Origin of the sequence: Streptococcus sp. HN38, from assembly GCF_028335765.1 — a bacterium.
Taxonomy (GTDB): Bacteria; Bacillota; Bacilli; order Lactobacillales; family Streptococcaceae; genus Streptococcus; species Streptococcus suis_P.
Genome location: NZ_CP116604.1, coordinates 466,687 through 482,970, shown reverse-complemented (window position 1 = coordinate 482,970; position 16,284 = coordinate 466,687). Strand labels below are relative to the sequence as shown.

Here is a 16,284-nt window from a genome sequence, read left to right as displayed (position 1 = left end):
TAGATATTCAATTTTCAATGGACAAATATAAGATACTAAGACCGTCCCGACTTGTCGGGCATTTTTGTAGAAAATTAGGAAACTGATGTAGTGTCGTCAGACACTAGGAAGTTTATCTATTTTCCTAGAAAATGAGGTCGTGTTCAATTACTTGAACAATATCTTTTGGTTTTAGGATAGGAAAACTCATCTCCTTACCCTATGGAGCCTAGCGGGATCGAACCGCTGACCTCCTGCGTGCAAAGCAGGCGCTCTCCCAGCTGAGCTAAGGCCCCGTACATTTTTATGTACCTGTTAACGTATTTAATTGTTTCGATATAATATCATTTTTGAGACGCTGGCCCCTGTCGTGCACTAGCTCCGCTAGTTTCGACAAAGCTTCAACCTAAAGGTTTCGCTTAGCTGAGCTAAGGCCCCACAAGACCTCTCAAAATTAAAGAAGACTGACGTACAGGTTTCCATTTCCTTAGAAAGGAGGTGATCCAGCCGCACCTTCCGATACGGCTACCTTGTTACGACTTCACCCCAATCATCTATCCCACCTTAGGCGGCTGGCTCCTAAAAGGTTACCTCACCGACTTCGGGTGTTACAAACTCTCGTGGTGTGACGGGCGGTGTGTACAAGGCCCGGGAACGTATTCACCGCGGCGTGCTGATCCGCGATTACTAGCGATTCCGACTTCATGTAGGCGAGTTGCAGCCTACAATCCGAACTGAGACTGGCTTTAAGAGATTAGCTTGCCGTCACCGACTTGCGACTCGTTGTACCAGCCATTGTAGCACGTGTGTAGCCCAGGTCATAAGGGGCATGATGATTTGACGTCATCCCCACCTTCCTCCGGTTTATTACCGGCAGTCTCGCTAGAGTGCCCAACTGAATGATGGCAACTAACAATAGGGGTTGCGCTCGTTGCGGGACTTAACCCAACATCTCACGACACGAGCTGACGACAACCATGCACCACCTGTCACCGATGCTCCGAAGAGAAACCCTATCTCTAGGGCGGTCATCGGGATGTCAAGACCTGGTAAGGTTCTTCGCGTTGCTTCGAATTAAACCACATGCTCCACCGCTTGTGCGGGCCCCCGTCAATTCCTTTGAGTTTCAACCTTGCGGTCGTACTCCCCAGGCGGAGTGCTTAATGCGTTAGCTGCGGCACTGAGTCCCGGAAAGGACCCAACACCTAGCACTCATCGTTTACGGCGTGGACTACCAGGGTATCTAATCCTGTTCGCTCCCCACGCTTTCGAGCCTCAGCGTCAGTTACAGACCAGAGAGCCGCTTTCGCCACCGGTGTTCCTCCATATATCTACGCATTTCACCGCTACACATGGAATTCCACTCTCCCCTTCTGCACTCAAGTTTGACAGTTTCCAAAGCGTACTATGGTTAAGCCACAGCCTTTTACTTCAGACTTATCAAACCGCCTGCGCTCGCTTTACGCCCAATAAATCCGGACAACGCTCGGGACCTACGTATTACCGCGGCTGCTGGCACGTAGTTAGCCGTCCCTTTCTGGTAAGATACCGTCAAATGAGAAACTTTCCACTCTTCTCACAGTTCTTCTCTTACAACAGAGCTTTACGATCCGAAAACCTTCTTCACTCACGCGGCGTTGCTCGGTCAGGGTTGCCCCCATTGCCGAAGATTCCCTACTGCTGCCTCCCGTAGGAGTCTGGGCCGTGTCTCAGTCCCAGTGTGGCCGATCACCCTCTCAGGTCGGCTATGTATCGATGCCTTGGTGAGCCGTTACCTCACCAACTAGCTAATACAACGCAGGTCCATCTCATAGTGAAGCAATTGCTCCTTTCAAACATCTACCATGCGGTAAATACTGTTATGCGGTATTAGCTATCGTTTCCAATAGTTATCCCCCGCTATGAGGCAGGTTACCTACGCGTTACTCACCCGTTCGCAACTCATCCGTCTAGTGCAAGCACCAGACTTCAGCGTTCTACTTGCATGTATTAGGCACGCCGCCAGCGTTCGTCCTGAGCCAGGATCAAACTCTCATTAAAAGTTTTGATTCAAACTCAAGCTATTGCTAGCTTTCCGTTTTATTGTTTTGTTTTGTTTTGTCATTGACGATTTATCCTTAGATAAATCACCCTGCACGTTTGGTTCGTCTTCTTTAATTTTCAAAGGTCTTGTTCATCGCTCTCGCGACAACTATCTTAGTTTATCATTTCTTGTGAACTTTGTCAACACTTTTTTGAAACTTTTTTTCGTCCCTCTGTTAACCAGTTCCTCAAGAGACAACTCAATCATTCTATCATCTTCTGATGGTCTTGTCAACACTTTTTCGAAACTTTTTTTTCGTTCCTCTATTAACTAGCCCCTCAAGAGACAACTCATTTATTCTATCACGACTTATATACTTTGTCAACCGGGTTTTTGAAAATAATAAAACAGCTGCAAAAACTGCAACTGTTTTATTATCCTTATTGACGTACCTCTAGAAGACCCAAATCTCCATCTTCACGTCTATACAATACATTTGTTGTACCGTCATTAGCATCTGTATAGATAAAGAAATCATGTCCAAGCAACTCCAATTGGAGGACTGCTTCTTCCATATCCATTGGTTTCAAGTCTACTTGCTTAGTACGAACCACTTTTACTTCCTCGCCTGTTTGCTCAACAAGTTCATCTGTAAAGACTTGACCAGTTGCCACTTTTTGACGATGTTTTCGTTCAATCTTGGTTTTGTTACGACGAATTTGGCGTTCAATCTTATCTACTACAAGATCGATAGAGCCATACATTTCTTGTGAAATATCTTCTGCGCGAAGTGTAACTGCTCCAACTGGAATTGTCACTTCTACTTTTGCACGCTTGTCACGGTAAACTTTTAGATTTACTTTAGCATTCAACTCTTGTTCTTCATTGAAATATTTCTCAATCTTAGCTACTTTCTCTTCTACATAGGTGCGAAGTGCATCTGTAACTTCAAGGTTTTCTCCACGAATACTGAATTTAATCATATTTAGTACCTCTTTCTTGGCTTTCGCCTTTCTTCACTATTATTATATCACATTATTAAATAAATGCAACCGTTTTCTCATCGTGTTAGTGAAAATGTTTTGATTTCTTTCCTACCAATTTTCATGAAAAGTTCTACAGCAAGTTGGATTGTGGCTCCTGTTGTATATATATCGTCGAATAATAATATTTTTTCTGGCACTTCTTTTTCATCTAATAGATAGAACATCTGTTTTGCTTCTAGTCTCTCTGCACGATTTTTAGATGATTGTTTTTGGCTTTCATACTTTCCAAGAAGGGACTGATAGGGAATATTTGTAGCACTCAAAAGTCCTTCCACTTGATTAAAACCGCGTTCTGATAGTCGTTTTTGACTAATTGGTATGGGAACAATTGTGTAGTCAGGAAATTGGCTTAACGCTATTCTAAGCTTTTTAGCAAAAATATTTCTTAAAACATAGTCTCCTTGAAATTTGTAGCGACTAAAATAATGTGCCATCGCTTGATTATATCGGTACAAAGCTGTGTGGACAACTGGTTTCCCTTGATTCTGCCAGTACTGACAATCCTTGCAACTTTCCGATTCTCCATTTTTATAACAATGTGGACAGTGTTGCTCTGCTATTTCCTCAAAAGTCGAAAAACATTCTTCACAAGTGCCCGATTTTTCTTTACTAAAGAAGATGAGATCTGAAAATCTTGTTTTATTTTTCATAGCTTGACCGCACAATAGACAATTAGACATAACCAGCCTCCTTGTTCATCTGTTTAATTTCAGCGATTGCCTTTTCAATGGCTCCTGTACTTCCCTCATGATAAAACTGGAGTAAACCAGTCGGACGTTCCATACTCCTGCCGACCCGGCCTGCAATCTGAACAAGACTTGACGCTGTGTAGAGGTAATGATTGGCTTGAACAACAAAGACGTCTACACATGGGAAGGTCACCCCACGTTCAAGAATAGTAGTCGAGATTAAGACTGTGATTTCTCTCTTGCGAAACCCTTCAACTATTTCAAGGCGATTTTCTGTTTGACTGGATACAAAGCCAATTGTTTCTTCTGGGAATGTTTTTTTCATTATCTTGGTAAATTCTTGACCTTTGGAGATTTCTGGGACAAAAATGAGTAAGGGAAAGCCCGACTTTCTCTGTTCTTCAATCGCTTTTTTCAACTTTGGAACTAGTCTATTTTTCTTTAGGGTATCATCGAATTTACTAAACCAGACTTTTTGCGGGACAACAAGTGGGTTGCCATGAAAGCGCCTTGGCAAACTAAGACGGCTTAATTTACCCATTCTGACTTTTTTATCCAATTCATCTGTTGAAGTCGCCGTCAGAAAAACTTGAACTCCGTCTTCCTTGACCGCATTATCTGCTGCTCGATAGAGCATGGGATTATCTGCATAGGGAAAGGCGTCTACTTCATCAATCAAAACCAAATCAAAGGCCTGATAAAATTTTAATAACTGATGTGTGGTTGCTACAACTAATGGAGTTCGGAAATAGGGTTCAGACTCTCCATGCAGTAAACTAATTGGAACTGAAAAGTCATTTTGCAGACGTTTATAGAGTTCGATACAAACATCAATTCGAGGACTGGCTAGGCAAACCGCTCCGCCTTTATCAATCACTGAGGCAACGGTGTGGTAGATCATTTCTGTCTTACCTGCTCCTGTTACTGCATGAACCAATGTCGCACGATTATTTTCCACGTTTGCAACTAGTCCATCTGAAATTCTTTGTTGCCAATCAGTTAATTGACCTTTCCACTTTAAACACTTAGTGATTGAAAAATCTTTCTGAGGAAAATGATAGAGTTTTTCGTCTGACCGTACTCTGCCTAGAAGCAAGCAGGCTCGACAGTAATAAGCATCGTTTGGCAATTTGTTTTCTTCTTCAAAAGTTGTTCCACAGCGAAAGCAGTTATTCTTTTTTGTAATACTTGGCACTTTTTCTGCTTTTTCTCTTTCTTTTGCTGTCAATTGGTATTTGGTAAATAATCTTCCATAATAATTTTCTAATTCTTTCATCACTTATTTATTCGGAATTTCTTGTCAGTTTTTAAAAAAATTAGTACAATTTGGTTATGAAAGAATTTAAAACAATTAGAGAAGATGGTATTGTTGAAGAAGAAATTAAAAAGTCACGATTTATCTGCTTTATGAAACGAGTGACCAGCGAGGAGGAAGCTCGCGACTTTATCAACAAAATCAAGAAAGAACAGTACAAGGCTACTCATAACTGCTCTGCTTTTGTCCTTGGAGAAAATATGGAAATCAAGCGTTCCTCAGATGATGGGGAGCCGTCTGGTACTGCTGGTGTGCCAATGCTGACGGTTTTAGAAAATCACAAACTGACCAATGTCGCAACGGTGGTTACCCGCTATTTTGGAGGTATCAAACTCGGGGCAGGCGGACTTATTCGTGCTTACGCTGGAGCCGTGGCTAATGCAGTCAAGGAAATCGGGGTTGTGGAAGTCAAGGAGCAGGAAGGGATTTCCATTAGCATGTCCTATGCCCAATACCAAGAGTTTGCCAATTGGCGAGCGGAGCGAGGTCTGGAAGAATTTGATACCCAGTTTACTACTGAAGTTTCAACCATGATTTTTGTAGATAAAGAATTCCTTGAACAAACCTTAGCAAGTCTCACTGACTTTTACCACGGAAAGGTATCCGCGGAAAAAGCTAACTCTCGTATCGTTGAGGTACCTGTCTATTAAAAAAAGCTATCGGCGAGATAGTTTTTTTATATTATACTTTTTAGCTTCTCTACTATATACTAGTGGTAACATAATTTGGAGGTGCCTTATGGCTATTTATCAAAACATTACTCAATTAGTTGGAAAAACACCTGTTATTAAACTCAATAATATCGTTCCAGAGGGGGCAGCGGAGGTCTATGTGAAATTAGAGGCCTTTAACCCAGGATCTTCTGTAAAAGACCGTATCGCCTTGGCTATGATTGAAGATGCTGAAAAAGCTGGTACAATCAAACCTGGAGATACTATTGTTGAGCCAACAAGTGGTAACACTGGTATCGGTCTTGCTTGGGTTGGAGCAGCAAAAGGTTATAAGGTGATTATCGTCATGCCTGAAACCATGAGTGTTGAGCGTCGTAAGATTATCCAAGCTTATGGAGCTGAACTTGTCTTGACTCCTGGTAGCGAAGGGATGAAAGGGGCTATCGCCAAAGCAAAAGAGATTGCTGAAGAAAAAAATGGCTGGGTTCCTTTCCAGTTTGCTAATCCATCCAATCCAAAAGTTCACGAAGATACAACAGGACAGGAAATTTTGGAAGACTTTGGCACAACCGGTTTAGATGCCTTTGTATCTGGCGTTGGTACTGGTGGTACCGTTTCAGGTGTTTCGCATATTTTGAAGACAGCAAATCCAGATATTGCTATCTATGCTGTCGAAGCTGATGAATCAGCTGTCTTATCTGGTGAAGCACCTGGTCCGCACAAGATCCAAGGTATTTCGGCAGGTTTTATTCCAGATACTTTGGACACTAGCGCCTATGATGGCATTATTCGTGTCAAATCCGATGATGCCTTAGCTACAGGTCGTGCTATCGGTGGAAAAGAAGGATTCTTAGTTGGTATTTCTTCAGGTGCAGCAATTCACGCTGCTATCGAAGTCGCTAAGGAGTTGGGAACTGGAAAAAAAGTGTTGGCAATCTTGCCTGATAATGGTGAGCGTTACTTGTCAACAGCTCTTTACGAGTTCAATGATTAAAAAAGAAAGAAGGTTAGGAATGCATCCTATACCTTCTTTTCTTTGTGTTCTTTGAGATAGCCTTTAGCTTCCTCAATCCATTTCGGAAGTTGTTTTGCTAAAGGGGAAAAACCAATTTTATTCCGTTCATTTGTAAAACGATGATGACGCGGAATTTTTTGTTGTTCTTCTTCTAAGGTCCGGATTGATAAACTAGCCTTTTCAGTATATTCATCAAAGTCGACTACCTGTACCAAAACCTCTTGCCCCAATTTTAAATGATCATAAATATTATCAACAAAACCTGTTTTGATTTCCGAGATATGGATTAGGCCCGTCGTCCCATTCTCTAATTGTACAAAGGCTCCATACGGCTGAATGCCCGTTACCGTCCCCTTGAGTTTATCTCCGATTTTCATCTTAATCCTCTATTTCGATGGTCTCAATTACAACATCTTCATGTGGACGATCTGCTGAATCTGTTGCAACCGCTGCGATAGCATCCAAGACGACGAAGGAGTCTTCATCAACTAGATGACCAAACACTGTGTGGCGTTGATCTAGATGTGGTGTCCCGCCATTTTTGACATAGGCTTCTGCAACTTCTTTAGGCCAACCGCCTCGTTCTAATTCTTTCGCATTGTATGGGAAGTTTTGGTTTTGAACGATAAAGAATTGGCTTCCATTTGTATTTGGTCCTGCATTGGCCATTGACAAGGCTCCTCTGAGATTAAAAGCTTCCATTGAAAATTCATCTTCAAACGCAGTACCATAAATAGATTCACCACCCATACCTGTTCCGGTTGGATCGCCACCTTGAATCATAAAGTCTTTGATAATACGATGGAAGATAATTCCGTCATAATAGCCATCTTTAGAAAGAGCTACGAAATTTGCTACAGTTTTGGGTGCAATTTCAGGGAAGAGTTTTACTGTTAACTTACCATGGTTAGTCTTGATATGCGCAACTGGTCCTGTAACATTTTCCAAATCTAATTGCGGGAAATATTTTTCTTTTTCTACCATACCTAATTTCTCCAAGGCATCAAAAATGCCATCTTCTTCTACTTTTTTTGTGATATAATCTGCATGCTTTTGCAGTTCTGGATGCGAATGCCCCATAGCGATACTAATTCCTGCATAATCGAATAACTCAATATCGTTGAGTCCATCTCCGAACACTAGGACATTTTCAGGTTTCAGGCCTAGTTTTTCAACAACCTTAGCAACACCAGTTGCTTTGGAAGAGCCTTTTAGCACAATGTCCGATGAAATAGCATCCCAACGAACACTACGCAATTCCGCTTGCAACTCTTCTGGAAGTTCTACTTCGTGACCATCTTTCTCGAAAGTTAGCAATTGGTAGATGTCATTTTCTTTATAAAAAGTTGGGTTTGTTTCCAAACCTTCATAAATCAAGTCAATTACTTGACTAATGCGGTCAGTTCGTGCAGAAAGTGTCCCTTTTTGACTACCAAGCATACCATATTCGATTCCAATTTCTTTAGCCCAATTTAATACAGATTCTACTAAATTTTGGGGCATCGGCTGATGGTACACTACCTGACCTTTGGCATCTTCTACGTAGGAGCCGTTAATCATAGCGAAAAAGTCTGGCTTTAAGGCTTTGATTTCTGGCACCAAACCATAAGGAGTTCGTCCTGACGCAATTCCTGTCAAAATTCCCTTTTCTTTCAGTGATTTGAAAACCTGCTGAATTGATTCAGGAATGTAGCCTGTATTCTTTACACGTAGCGTGTCGTCAATGTCAAAAAAGACTATTTTTATTTTTTTTGCCTTATATCTGAGTTTTGCATCCATATAATTCCACTATCCTTTGGTTGAAAATTAACTAATTTTCATTATACCACTATTGGTCCTCTTGCGCCACCAAACCATGCTGGAAAGCATAAACAACTGCTTGAGTACGATCGCTAACAGCTAGTTTGGATAAGATATTGGAAACATGGGTCTTAACAGTTTTTAGGGAAATGAAGGACTCATCTGCAATTCGTTGATTATCATATCCCTTGGCTAACAGCGTCAAGATTTCGCGTTCACGAACTGTCAAGTCATCATGTAAATCTGGGTGGCGTTTATGGTGCTCTACTTTTTTCTCTACTTCTGTCTCAATAGCATATTCTCCAAGAGCTACCTTGCGGATGGCGGCTAAGATTTCGTCAGCACTTGACGTTTTTAACATATAGCCACGAGCTCCTGCTTCCAGCACAGGATAGATTTTTTCATTATCTAGATAGGAGGTCAGGATGACAATCTGCGCTTGCGGCCATTCCTTCAGCAAGGCCAGGGTTGCTTCTACGCCAGTCATCTTGGGCATAACCAAGTCCATCACTACAACATCGGGTTTAACCTCTAATGCTTTAGCCAAACCTTCCTCGCCATCACTAGCTTCTGCAACTACTTCAACATCTGGCTGTAAATTTAAGTAACTTTTCAATCCTAGACGAACCATCTCATGGTCGTCAACCAACATCACTCGAATCGTATTCATCTTCTTTTCCTTTCAATAGTGGGATACGAATATCAATCGCCACTCCCTTATTTGGAGCTGTGCGAATTTTTATCGTTCCAGCCATGTCTTCAACCCGCTCACGTATGTTTTGAAGACCGTAACTTAATTCATCATCTGCACCTTGTTGGAAGCCGATACCATCGTCTGCCATTTTCAACTGAAGTTCTGTTTCCTTCTGCAAGAGGTAAACATCCAAATGCTTGGCCTTGGCATGTCGCAAGGTATTACTGATAATTTCTTGCGCAATGCGGAAGAGATGTTCTTCAATTAGTTTCGGTAGCTCCTCTACTTCATGTTGGAAATGAACGATAATATTACTTTTGTCACTAACTTCACGCAAAATCAGCTCAAATCCTTCAACCAAGGTTTTACTTTCGAGTTCACTTGGGCGTAGATGTAATAATAGGATGCGTAGGTCTCTTTGGGCAGACTCAATCATGTCTTTCACGAGCATCAGCTGTTCCTGCAAGGTTTCCTGCGGAAGAGTGGATAGATTGGACGATAATCCTGACAAAATCATGCTCGTTGCAAATAACTCTTGACTAACCGTATCATGCAAATCCCTGGCAATCCGTTTCCGTTCTCCCTCAACAATCTCTTCTTTCTTGACTAAATCTTGATTGTCAACCAGCTGCACCTGACGTGTGAGGTTTCTGACCTTATCCGACAACTGGAGCAAGAGTTGATCACTTTCGGTATCTGTTCGAATACTTTTATTCTTCAAGATAGCTTGTAACTTCGTCCGCATAACCTGAGTGGAGGCTAGACTGACAGTTTGTACCATTACAGCTAGAAAAAGGGTCAAAACAATAACTAGTAGAATGAGAGTAAACACGAGCTGCTCCGTTGAAATCCAGAGCGTAACATCTAGCAATGAATAATTTAAAAGTGGGAGGGTGGAAGCAATCACCACAAAAACAATAAGACAGGCAAACCAGGCGAGGAGTAGGTAGGTACGTTTTCTCATACGCGAACCACCTCCACATCTCCCAGTATATTATTGGTAACGACTTTTACACGTTTGTGTGATTCTTGATAATCGGGACTATTGACCGCTATACTTTCATTCCGCAAATCCCAGTATGATTCACCCAAGAAACTTACTCGTCCATAGATACTAGTTGCTGAAAGTGCTACCTCAACATCAATTGGAACAATAATTTTTGTCTGTCCAAACGTTTTACGAATTACAACAATATTATCTCTACCAACTAATACAGTCTTATCCAAATCAACTACATCATTGCCAAACAAGCGTACAATGTTAATATCTTCAAAACCAAACCTATCTTGAGAGTGGTCGTGGTTGCCAAACCATCTATTTTTCTCTTTTTGAACCTGTAGAGAATAGTCACTAAAAACAATGTGGGTATATTGGTTTCTCTTTTCATAACGTGAAAAGAAATTAATCAGCATGTACACGACTAGTAGCATAATCCCAATAATGAAGAAGGGATTTAAAACAAAGACCAAAAATAATAGAGATAAGGAGCTGACCAGTAAAACACTGTTGACTTTTCTTCCTAGGAAGTACCAAATGATGAGTAATAAGGCAGAGAAAAGTAGCAGGGTCCGACTGGCCTCATTGGCTACCACATCAAAGGCTGCCATCGTAAAAATCATACTTTCTATTAGTAGAAAAAATTGAACTTTCCGCATCTTCTCCATCCTTTCTATACTATTGTAACAAAAAATAAGTAAAAGAACTCCATCCAAAGTAGGAAATATTAGTTCAAAGCAACGAGATGCAGGCTATACTTGGGTACGGCAAAGTAAATTAACGAAGCAAGCAAAATAAACTAAACATGACTATAAACTATGCAAATCACTCCTAGGCCATCACTCTTGATGGACAGAAGGAAACAATTTTGGCATAAGGGATCGCTCACAAGCTACGCTCTCTAATCAAGAGAAAAAGGTTCGGCATCTGCCCAACCTTATTCATCTTTATCGTCCGCTATCTGTTGAAGTACTTGTGCTGGTGGAACTTCCTGTTGAGGAATCACTACTAGTGCCGGTCGATGCAACGGAGACATACAAGGTAACTGTTCCATCAATTGTTGCTCCAGCAGCAGGATATTGTCCAATGACGATGTCACTTGTCGTTGAGTAATAGCTTCTATCTTCTTGTTTTTCAATGCTTTCCACATTGACGCCTAGCGCTTGTAATTGACTACGTGCCTGTGAATAGGTGTAATTGCCAGATGTTAAATCAGGCATAATCAATTCTTTTCCTTTTGAAACAACTAGATTGATGATAGAACCTTTTGTTAACTCTGTATTGGCAACGGGATCTGTACTGATAACCTGACCCGCAGTAACAGATGAGCTATATTCCTGAGTAATAGTTCCAATACTGAAGCCTGCTGTCTGAAGAATTTGAGTAGCATTCTCCTGAGTTTTTCCAACAACGTTTGGCACAACTTGTGGCGCTACTCCTTTGGAAACATAAAGGGTAATTTTTGCCCCCTTCTCAGCAGAACTATTTGCTCCTGGATCTGTTTTGATGACAAGTCCTTGGGCAACTTTTTCGCTATATTCTTCTTTTATTGTCACTTGGAAACCAAGAGCCTCCAATTCCTGCCGTGCAGTATCAGAATCCTTATCTGTCACATCTGGAATAGATACCATCGCAGCCGTTGCTACTACAATATCAATCTTACTTCCTTGACGTCTGGTCGTCTTTGCAGCCGGAGAGGTCCGTATTACCAAGCCTTCATCTACAGTCGCTGTCGCTTCTTCTGTGATGTTTCCAACTTCCAATCCTGCCACTTCAATCATTTCTGTAGCTTTTTCAACGGTTTGACCAGACACATCAGGGACTGTAACTGTTCGTGGAGTGTTGAAAAACACGATTCCAGCCGCTATGACTGTTAACAAAATAGCCCCTATCAAGACTTTGTAGCGTGTACGCATACCTGGCCTTGGTTTTGAAACAGGCTTATTTCCCGACTTCGCCACTTCTTTCTTACCAGGCCCTTTATCCGTCGCAGAAACTTGGGCAGAACTATTTGTATGCGGTACTTTCGTTTCAACATTGGCCTGGGAGAGTTTTGGCAAGGTTTTTGTATCAACCTTGTTCCCTTCTAGTTCAACCCTGGGTTCATTCCGACGATCCATGGATAGAGCCGAAGCTAAATCTGCATACATTTCTGCAACCGACTTATAGCGCTCGTTTAATTTTTTAGCCGTTGCTTTTAGTACAACATTTTCTAAGGCCTGAGGTACGTTGGCATTCTCTTCTCTAACAGATGGGAGAGGTTTTTGGAAATGCTGAAGAGCGATCGTCACAGCACTGTCTCCATCATAGGGAATGCGACCCGTCAACATTTCAAAAAGGATGATCCCCATCGCATAAATGTCACTTTGAATGGTCGCCTTCGAACCACGCGCCTGCTCAGGTGAAAGATAGTGAACAGAACCCAACATGGAGTTGGTTTGTGTCAAACTCGTTTCAGCAAAAGCGACTGCAATACCAAAGTCTGTTACTTTAGCGACTCCATTGGAAGTCAAAAGGACGTTCTGAGGTTTCAAATCTCGATGGACAATTCCTCTCGTGTGCGCCATTCGCATAGCAAGGAGAATCTGTCCCATAATTCGCACCGCAACATCGTTGGAGAGTGGTGCATTTTCTTTTATATAACGTTTTAAATCGAGGCCATTGACATATTCCATAGCCAGATACTGTTGACCATCTTCTTCACCGATGTCCGAAATACGAACGATATTGGGATGGTCAAGTTCTGCCATGGCACGCGCTTCACGTTGAAAACGCTGGATAGCAATTTGATCTGTCTGATAGTTGGTCCGAAGAACTTTAACAGCAACCTCTTCTCCATCTAAAATCAAATCTCTTGCTAGGTAAACATCTGCCATACCGCCTCGACCAATTTGCCGAACGATTCGATACCGACCGGCAAAGATCTTACCGATTTGAATCATTACCTAGCCTCCTCCGTAATGTGAAGCAAACCTACTGTAATATTATCTAGACCGCCTGCATTATTGGCAAAACGTACAAGTGTTTCTACCTTGCTTTCAATTGAAACATCACTCAATACAATATCACGAATGTCCTCGGTTGGTACCATATTGGTTAAGCCATCGCTGTTAATAAGGACATAATCTCCAACCTCAAGAGTTTTCAAAGCAATGTCTGGTTCAATTGGTTCGGCTTGTCCAATGGACTGCGTTACAATATTTTTTTGAGGATGACGCTGTGCTTCTTCTTCTGTGAGCTGACCAGCTCGAACAAGGGCACCTACCAGCGAATGGTCGTTGGTTAGACGTGTGTATTCGCCATCTCTAATCAATCCAACTCGTGAATCTCCAACATGGGCATAGATCATTTGGTTGTCGATGACAACAACTGCTTCAAGAGTTGTTCCCATCCCCTTGTATTCTTCTGTCTGTCCAAGTTCATGAATCTTTTGGTTTTCAGCATCAATGATTGCAACCATCCATTCACGGACATCATTTAAGGTCACTAATTGAGTATCAACCCAAGCAGCTCCCAAATCTGTTGCTGCCATTTCACTAGCAATATGGCCGGCACGGTGACCACCCATTCCATCAGCTAACACGACCAAATCAATCCCTGCGCGGTTTTTGTAGCGATTGATATAGTCTTGGTTGTTCGAACGTTTCTGTCCTACATCAGTAAGTAATGCAATTTCCATAATTTTTATCGTTGCTAAGCAACTTCCTCCTCTTATTCTAGGATTTTCGTCTAAGTTGACCGATGAAAAATCCATCTGTTTGGTATTGTTCTGGGGTTATCAAGAGACAACCATCCACCATAATATCTGTTTTGGGATGGTCCAGCATGACCTGTTCAAAATTGGGATGGTTTTGCAGAAATTCTTGAATAACCTCTTGGTTTTCCTTAGCAATAATCGTACATGTGCTATAGGTTATTATACCACCAATTTTCAAGCTTTGGCAAACACTGTCCAGTATCTGCAACTGGATAGTCTTTAGAGAATCAAAGTCCATCGATGCCTTGTTATAACGAATATCTGGCTTCCGGCGGATGAGTCCAATACCTGAACATGGGGCATCCACTAGGATTTTATCAAAGGTATCTGGACCAAATTCCTCATGAACACGACTGGCGTCCAGACCTTTGGTCTCAATCTTATCTTCTAGGCCTAAACGACGTGCGTTTTCTTCAATCAGGTTTAGTTTATGATCATATAAATCCAACGCATAAACTTTTCCATCCGTAAGATAGCTTGCCATATGACAGGTTTTTCCACCCGGAGCTGCACAGGCATCCAAGATGATTTCATCTCCTTGAATATCCAAAGTCGGAGCTACCAATTGACTGGTTTCATCTTGAATGGTGATGAGTCCTTCCTTGAAATAATCTGTCCCCGCAAAGTGTCCGTGGGATTTGACCAACCCAACTGGTGATAACTGCGAGTGTTGAGCGCCTAGCTCCTCTGCCAATCGCTCCACTTGTTGACCATCTGTCACGCGTACGCTGGCCTTATTCCGATCATGTAAACTTTGGAAAATCTTCTCTGCACGTTCATCGCCATATTCTGCAATCAGGGTTTGGACCAGCCAAACTGGTACAGAATACTGAACGGATAGACGTTTATTTTTTCGTTTGATGTCCGCTGGATTTGGCAAAGTCGATTGACTGATTTTTCGCAAAATGGCATTAACAAATTTGTCAGTTCCAGGCTTTCGCTTGGCAATATTAACTGCCTCATTGACAACTGCGTGGGTAGGCAATTTGTCCAAATATACCAACTGGTAGAGGCTCAACATGAGGAGATAGTAGACCCAAGTGTCCAACTTTTCTCTATCTTCGATAAAATGTGCCAAATACCACTCTAGGGTAATTTTACGAGAAACCGTCCCATAAACCAACTCGGTCGCCAAGCCCTTGTCCTGTGCTGATAAACGAGAAGATTCTAGGGCCTTATTGAGAGCGATGTTCGAGTAAGCACCTTGATCAAAGACTTGTTCCAATACAGATAAGGCTAGACTTCTTGCTGTTTCATGTTTATTGATCACCAAATTGATCTCCTACTGCAATATCTCGACCTGCACCATTTAAAAAGTCTGCAATGGTCATTTTTGGCTTACCAGCTGGCTGGACAGTTTTCAGAGAAAGGGCTCCCTGACCTGTCGCAACGACCAATTCTTTCTTGCTTCGAACAAGCACTTGACCGACTGGACCTGAACCTTCTACTTCGACAGCTTCTTGAATTTTAAAACGTTCCCCTTGCCAATAGGTGTGGGCAACGGGCCACGGGTACATACCGCGAATGTGATTAAATAGTTGACGAGCTGACTTGTTCCAATCCAGTACTTCTTCTTCTGGCTGAATATTTGGTGAGAAAGTTACTTGTTCTGGATCTTGAGCGACTGGTTTCAAGTCACCAGCAATGTAGGCTGGCAAGGTTTGCAATAGCAAATCCCGTCCAACAACAGCCAACTTTTCAAACAAGGTACCAACATTATCCGTTTCTTCAATAGCAAGGCTATCGCTGGAAATCATGTCACCAGCATCCATTTCCTTGACCATTTCCATGATGGTTACGCCGGCACGTTCATCACCGTTAATCAAAGCGTAATGGATAGGGGCACCGCCACGGTATTTAGGAAGAAGAGAAGCATGAACATTGACTGCAAAGTCAACTGAGTTCAATAATTTGGTTGGTAGGAATTGCCCAAAAGCTGCCGTCACAATCCCATCTGCTCCTAAATTCATCAGCTCATCCATTTCTTGACTTCCAGATAGCTTCTCTGGTTGATAGACTGGTAAATTGTATTCCAAGGCTACTTCTTTCACAGGTGTCATTTGGATGACTTTTTTTCGTCCAACAGCTCGGTCAGGCTGGGTAACAACAGCGAGAATCTCATACTGGTCATCCGCCAAAAGCCCTTTTAAGACTGTCGCTGAAAATGCTGGTGTTCCCATAAAAATCAACTTTGTCATCTTTGCTTTCTCATCTCCTTTACATTACATCGTTCGTACTTATTCTATTATCCCTTAATTATACCATTTTTGCTTATTTTTTCCTTAATTAAAGGTTTTT

General features: G+C 42.0%; 13 protein-coding genes, 1 tRNA gene, 1 rRNA gene and 2 pseudogenes. 2 read left to right on the top strand and 15 right to left on the bottom strand.

Annotated elements, in window-relative coordinates; genetic code table 11:
• Window positions 1-202 precede the first annotated feature (202 nt).
• From PHA78_RS02385 to PHA78_RS02365, 5 genes are all read right to left on the bottom strand, one after another.
• A tRNA-Ala gene (locus tag PHA78_RS02385) sits at window positions 203-275 on the bottom strand.
• Between the two features lie 195 nt (window positions 276-470).
• A 16S ribosomal RNA gene (locus tag PHA78_RS02380) occupies window positions 471-2,019 on the bottom strand.
• Between the two features lie 423 nt (window positions 2,020-2,442).
• Window positions 2,443-2,985 carry a ribosome hibernation-promoting factor, HPF/YfiA family gene (gene hpf / locus PHA78_RS02375; RefSeq protein WP_014637536.1) on the bottom strand — a complete coding sequence of 181 codons (543 nt, stop codon included), beginning with the start codon at window positions 2,983-2,985 and terminating at the stop codon, window positions 2,443-2,445.
• A 77-nt stretch (window positions 2,986-3,062) separates the two neighbouring features.
• Entirely contained in the window at window positions 3,063-3,728 is a 666-nt protein-coding gene (locus PHA78_RS02370; protein WP_024377224.1) for a ComF family protein, read from the bottom strand.
• A complete protein-coding gene (locus PHA78_RS02365; RefSeq protein WP_024377223.1) occupies window positions 3,721-5,013 on the bottom strand; it encodes a DEAD/DEAH box helicase in 1,293 nt (430 codons plus the stop codon). The genes PHA78_RS02370 and PHA78_RS02365 overlap by 8 nt, the downstream gene beginning before the upstream one ends.
• Window positions 5,014-5,069: 56 nt before the next feature.
• Between PHA78_RS02365 and PHA78_RS02360 the strand changes: the two genes are divergently transcribed.
• Complete coding sequence (locus PHA78_RS02360; RefSeq protein WP_272158415.1) at window positions 5,070-5,702, top strand: YigZ family protein; 633 nt, start codon at window positions 5,070-5,072, stop codon at window positions 5,700-5,702.
• A gap of 88 nt (window positions 5,703-5,790) precedes the next feature.
• Entirely contained in the window at window positions 5,791-6,717 is a 927-nt protein-coding gene (cysK, locus tag PHA78_RS02355; protein ID WP_029173960.1) for a cysteine synthase A, read from the top strand.
• Window positions 6,718-6,743: 26 nt separating this feature from the next.
• Here the strand turns inward: cysK and PHA78_RS02350 are convergent, their stop codons facing one another.
• From PHA78_RS02350 to fmt, 10 genes and pseudogenes are all read right to left on the bottom strand, one after another.
• On the bottom strand, window positions 6,744-7,115 hold the full coding sequence (locus PHA78_RS02350) for a S1 RNA-binding domain-containing protein (RefSeq protein ID WP_002937017.1): 372 nt from the start codon (window positions 7,113-7,115) through the stop codon (window positions 6,744-6,746).
• Window position 7,116: 1 nt separating this feature from the next.
• Complete coding sequence (locus tag PHA78_RS02345) at window positions 7,117-8,517, bottom strand: bifunctional Cof-type HAD-IIB family hydrolase/peptidylprolyl isomerase (RefSeq protein ID WP_029173958.1); 1,401 nt, start codon at window positions 8,515-8,517, stop codon at window positions 7,117-7,119.
• A gap of 49 nt (window positions 8,518-8,566) precedes the next feature.
• Window positions 8,567-9,208 (bottom strand): response regulator transcription factor, encoded by a 642-nt coding sequence (locus tag PHA78_RS02340; protein ID WP_024398623.1) that lies wholly within the window; start codon window positions 9,206-9,208, stop codon window positions 8,567-8,569.
• Window positions 9,180-10,196 carry a sensor histidine kinase gene (locus PHA78_RS02335; protein WP_004195187.1) on the bottom strand — a complete coding sequence of 339 codons (1,017 nt, stop codon included), beginning with the start codon at window positions 10,194-10,196 and terminating at the stop codon, window positions 9,180-9,182. Before PHA78_RS02335 ends, PHA78_RS02340 begins: the two co-directional genes overlap by 29 nt.
• On the bottom strand, window positions 10,193-10,852 hold the full coding sequence (gene liaF, locus PHA78_RS02330) for a cell wall-active antibiotics response protein LiaF (RefSeq protein ID WP_232503813.1): 660 nt from the start codon (window positions 10,850-10,852) through the stop codon (window positions 10,193-10,195). Before liaF ends, PHA78_RS02335 begins: the two co-directional genes overlap by 4 nt.
• A gap of 324 nt (window positions 10,853-11,176) precedes the next feature.
• Window positions 11,177-11,392: pseudogene (locus PHA78_RS12510) on the bottom strand (serine/threonine protein kinase); the annotation flags it as partial.
• Window positions 11,393-11,512: 120 nt separating this feature from the next.
• Window positions 11,513-13,171, bottom strand: a pseudogene (pknB, locus tag PHA78_RS02325) (Stk1 family PASTA domain-containing Ser/Thr kinase); the annotation flags it as partial.
• Window positions 13,171-13,908, bottom strand: a complete 738-nt coding sequence (locus tag PHA78_RS02320) for a Stp1/IreP family PP2C-type Ser/Thr phosphatase (RefSeq protein ID WP_004194145.1) — start codon at window positions 13,906-13,908, stop codon at window positions 13,171-13,173. The gene PHA78_RS02320 and the pseudogene pknB, both read right to left, overlap by 1 nt.
• A gap of 37 nt (window positions 13,909-13,945) precedes the next feature.
• On the bottom strand, window positions 13,946-15,259 hold the full coding sequence (rsmB, locus tag PHA78_RS02315; protein WP_272158414.1) for a 16S rRNA (cytosine(967)-C(5))-methyltransferase RsmB: 1,314 nt from the start codon (window positions 15,257-15,259) through the stop codon (window positions 13,946-13,948).
• Window positions 15,246-16,184 carry a methionyl-tRNA formyltransferase gene (fmt, locus tag PHA78_RS02310; RefSeq protein WP_029179613.1) on the bottom strand — a complete coding sequence of 313 codons (939 nt, stop codon included), beginning with the start codon at window positions 16,182-16,184 and terminating at the stop codon, window positions 15,246-15,248. The genes rsmB and fmt overlap by 14 nt, the downstream gene beginning before the upstream one ends.
• Between the last annotated feature and the right edge of the window lie 100 nt (window positions 16,185-16,284).